Source organism: Patulibacter medicamentivorans (assembly GCF_000240225.1).
Taxonomy (GTDB): domain Bacteria; phylum Actinomycetota; class Thermoleophilia; order Solirubrobacterales; family Solirubrobacteraceae; genus Patulibacter; species Patulibacter medicamentivorans.
The window spans coordinates 1-2,852 of sequence record NZ_AGUD01000158.1 but is presented as its reverse complement, the minus strand read 5'-3'; the positions used below and the strand labels follow the sequence as shown (position 1 = coordinate 2,852).

At 76.6% G+C, this 2,852-nt stretch carries 2 protein-coding genes; both read left to right on the top strand.

Annotated features, from left to right (window positions below; all coding sequences use genetic code 11):
* Nucleotides 1-1,601: neutral/alkaline non-lysosomal ceramidase N-terminal domain-containing protein (locus PAI11_RS10690; protein WP_040599841.1), on the top strand; the 1,601-nt coding region annotated here is incomplete at its 5' end.
* On the top strand, nucleotides 1,598-2,852 hold a 1,255-nt coding region (locus tag PAI11_RS10685), incomplete at its 3' end, for an SMP-30/gluconolactonase/LRE family protein (protein WP_040599840.1). The genes PAI11_RS10690 and PAI11_RS10685, both read left to right, overlap by 4 nt.

Genomic DNA, 2,852 nt, shown 5'->3' with positions numbered 1-2,852 from the left:
CCGCCCGCGCCGCCCGCAGGACCGCGCGCAAGCGGCGGACGAGCGCCCGCGCGTGGGCGGCGCGGCCGTGCGCCGCGGACGGCCGCCAGCCGCTCGGCGCCTGGACGAGCTTCGCCAACCACGGCACGGTCGTGAAGTCCGAGTTCGGGCTCTACAGCGCCGACCACGGCGGCGTCGCCGCCCAGCAGCTGGAGTCGCGGATCCGCGCGGCCTCGGCGGTGCCCGCCGACCAGCCGCTGATCGCGGTCTACGGCAGCGCCGACCAGGGCGACCAGTCGGCCGGCCTCGACCACAGCGGCCCGGCCGGCGCCGACCTCGTCGGCCGCGCGGAGGGCGACGCGATGTTCCAGGCCTGGCAGCGGGCGGGCGGCGCGCTCTCGGCGACCCCGGACCTCGCCACCCGCTGGACCCGCTTCTGCTTCTGCGGGCGGGCGACCAGCGACGGCGGCCACGTGGCCAGCAAGCCGGTCATCGGCCTGCCGTTCCTCACCGGCTCCGAGGAGGGGCGCGGACCGCTCTACGACGCGCTCAAGCTGCAGCTGGAGGGGACCCGCGCGCCGTCGCTGGACGGCGCCCAGGCCAACAAGGTCGGGGTCCCGATCGGCGAGTGGTCGAGCGCCTGGCCGATGGCCCTGATCCGGATCGGCGACGGCGCGATCGTGACCGTCCCGGGCGAGCCGACGATGGGCGTCGGCGAGCTGCTGAAGAACGCCGTGCTCGCCAGCACGCGGTCCGCCGGGGTCCGGCGCGCCGTGGTCGCCGGGCTGGTCAACGACTACTTCAACTACGTGACGACCCCGGCGGAGTACGACATGCAGCAGTACGAGGGCGCGTCGACCGTGTTCGGCCGCCACCAGGGGACCTTCCTGATGGATCGCGCCAGCGATCTCGGCAGCGCGCTGGCCGGCAAGCCGGTGACGCTGGAGCAGCTGGCCTACGACGCCTCCAACGGCGTGCGGGCGGACGGGCCGGCCTACGCGCAGGGCGCCGCCGCCGGTCGGATCACCCGCCAGCCCTCGTCGATCGCGCGGCTCGGGCACGCGCAGATCGGTTGGGACGGGGCTCCGCGCGGCGGCGACCTGCCGCTCGACCGGGCGTTCCTGACCGCCGAGCGCCTGGTCGACGGCGCCTGGGTCGCGGTCGACAACGACCTCGGGACGGCGTTCGCCTGGACGGTCGACGACGGGGGCCACTACCTGGCGACCTGGGAGCCGCCGGTCAACGCGGCGAGCGGCCGCTACCGGCTGGTCGTGACCGCGTCGCGCTACCGGCTGACCTCGGCGGCCTTCTCGGTCGGGCGCAGCGACGCGCTCGAGGCCCGGCCGCAGCCGGCGCCGCCCGGCAAGGTCGCCGTCCAGGTCGGCTTCCCGCTGGCCCGGGTCGACGTCGACCTGACGGCGCGGCCGTCGGTCCTCCAGCGCGGGACGGTCCGCTTCCGGATCGGCGGACGCGAGGTCGTGGCGCCGGTCTCCCGCCGCGGGCTGGCGGTCGTCGCCGCCCCGGCCGGCAGCACGGTGACGATCCCGGCCGGCGCGATCGACGACGGTCAGGGCAACGTCAACGGCCGCTCGTTCACGATCACGGCGGGGGCGGCGCGATGAGCGCCCGGAGCCTCCGCCGCGGGCTGCTGGTCGCGGGCCTGGCGCTGGTCGCCGCGGCCCCGGCCGGCGCCGCCGCGCCGGGCAGCACCAGCGTCTTCGCCCCGATCCCCGCGCCCGGCTACCCGGCCCACGCCTACGTCCACCCCGACGGCCGGGTCTACGAGGGCACCTACGTCAACCACGCCGCCGCGGGGGTGCCGTCGAAGGTCTTCGAGCTCTCCGGCGCCGGTGGCGCCCCGACCCGGACCTGGACGATGACCGGGCAGGACACCGGCGAGGGCGAGCAGGGCGTCCAGGTCGCCACCAGCGACGCCCGCGGTCGGCTGGTGCTGCTGGACCGGCGGCCGGCGCGGGCGCTGCTGCTCGACCGCGCGACCGGCCGCACCACCGAGTACGCCCGCTTCCCCGACCTGCGGCCGTGCGGGAGCGTCCCGCTGGCCGACGACTGCGAGCCGGGTGGCGACGAGCGGCCGATGCCGAACTACGCCGCCTGGCTGCCCGACGGCTCGCTGCTGGTGACCGACTACCAGCAGGACGTGATCTGGCGGGTCCCGCCCGGCGGCGGCACGCCGCACGTCTGGCTCGGGGTCCGCTCGCGCTCCTCCGAGGAGTACGGCTACGCCGGGATCGTGCTGTCGGCCGATCGCCGCACGGTCTACGTGACCCAGGCGTCGAACTTCGGCAACCTCGACGCGCCGGATCCCAACCACGGCAAGCTGCTGGCGGTCCCGCTGCTGCCCGACGGCGACGCGGGGCCGATCGCGACGGTCTGGACCTCGCCGGGGATCGTCGATCTGCCCGACGGGTTCGCGATCTCCAAGGCCGGCAACTTCTACGTCGCCCTGGTCGGCCTGGCGGCGCAGGTCGTCAAGCTCGGCCCGCAGGGGCAGGAGCTGGGCCGCTTCGGGGTGCCGATCCTGGGCCTGAACGACTCGCCGGTCGCCTTCGACTCGCCCTCGAGCGCGCGCTTCCTGGGAACGCGGATCCTGGTCGCCAACCAGAGCGCGATCTTCGGCAACGCCGGCAACCAGGCGATCCTCGCGGTCGAGACCGGAGAGCAGGGGCAGCCGGAGTACGTCCCGGCCGGCGCCGGCAGCCGCCCGGTGGCCCCGGCCCCGGCTCCCGCGGCGCCGGCGGTCCTCCCGCGGCTGCGGGTGCAGGCGCGACCGTCGACGATCCGCGCCGGCCGCCGCACGACCGTCCGGATCCGGGTCACCGCCGTCGCCGGCGGGAGCCGCCACGGCGTCGCCC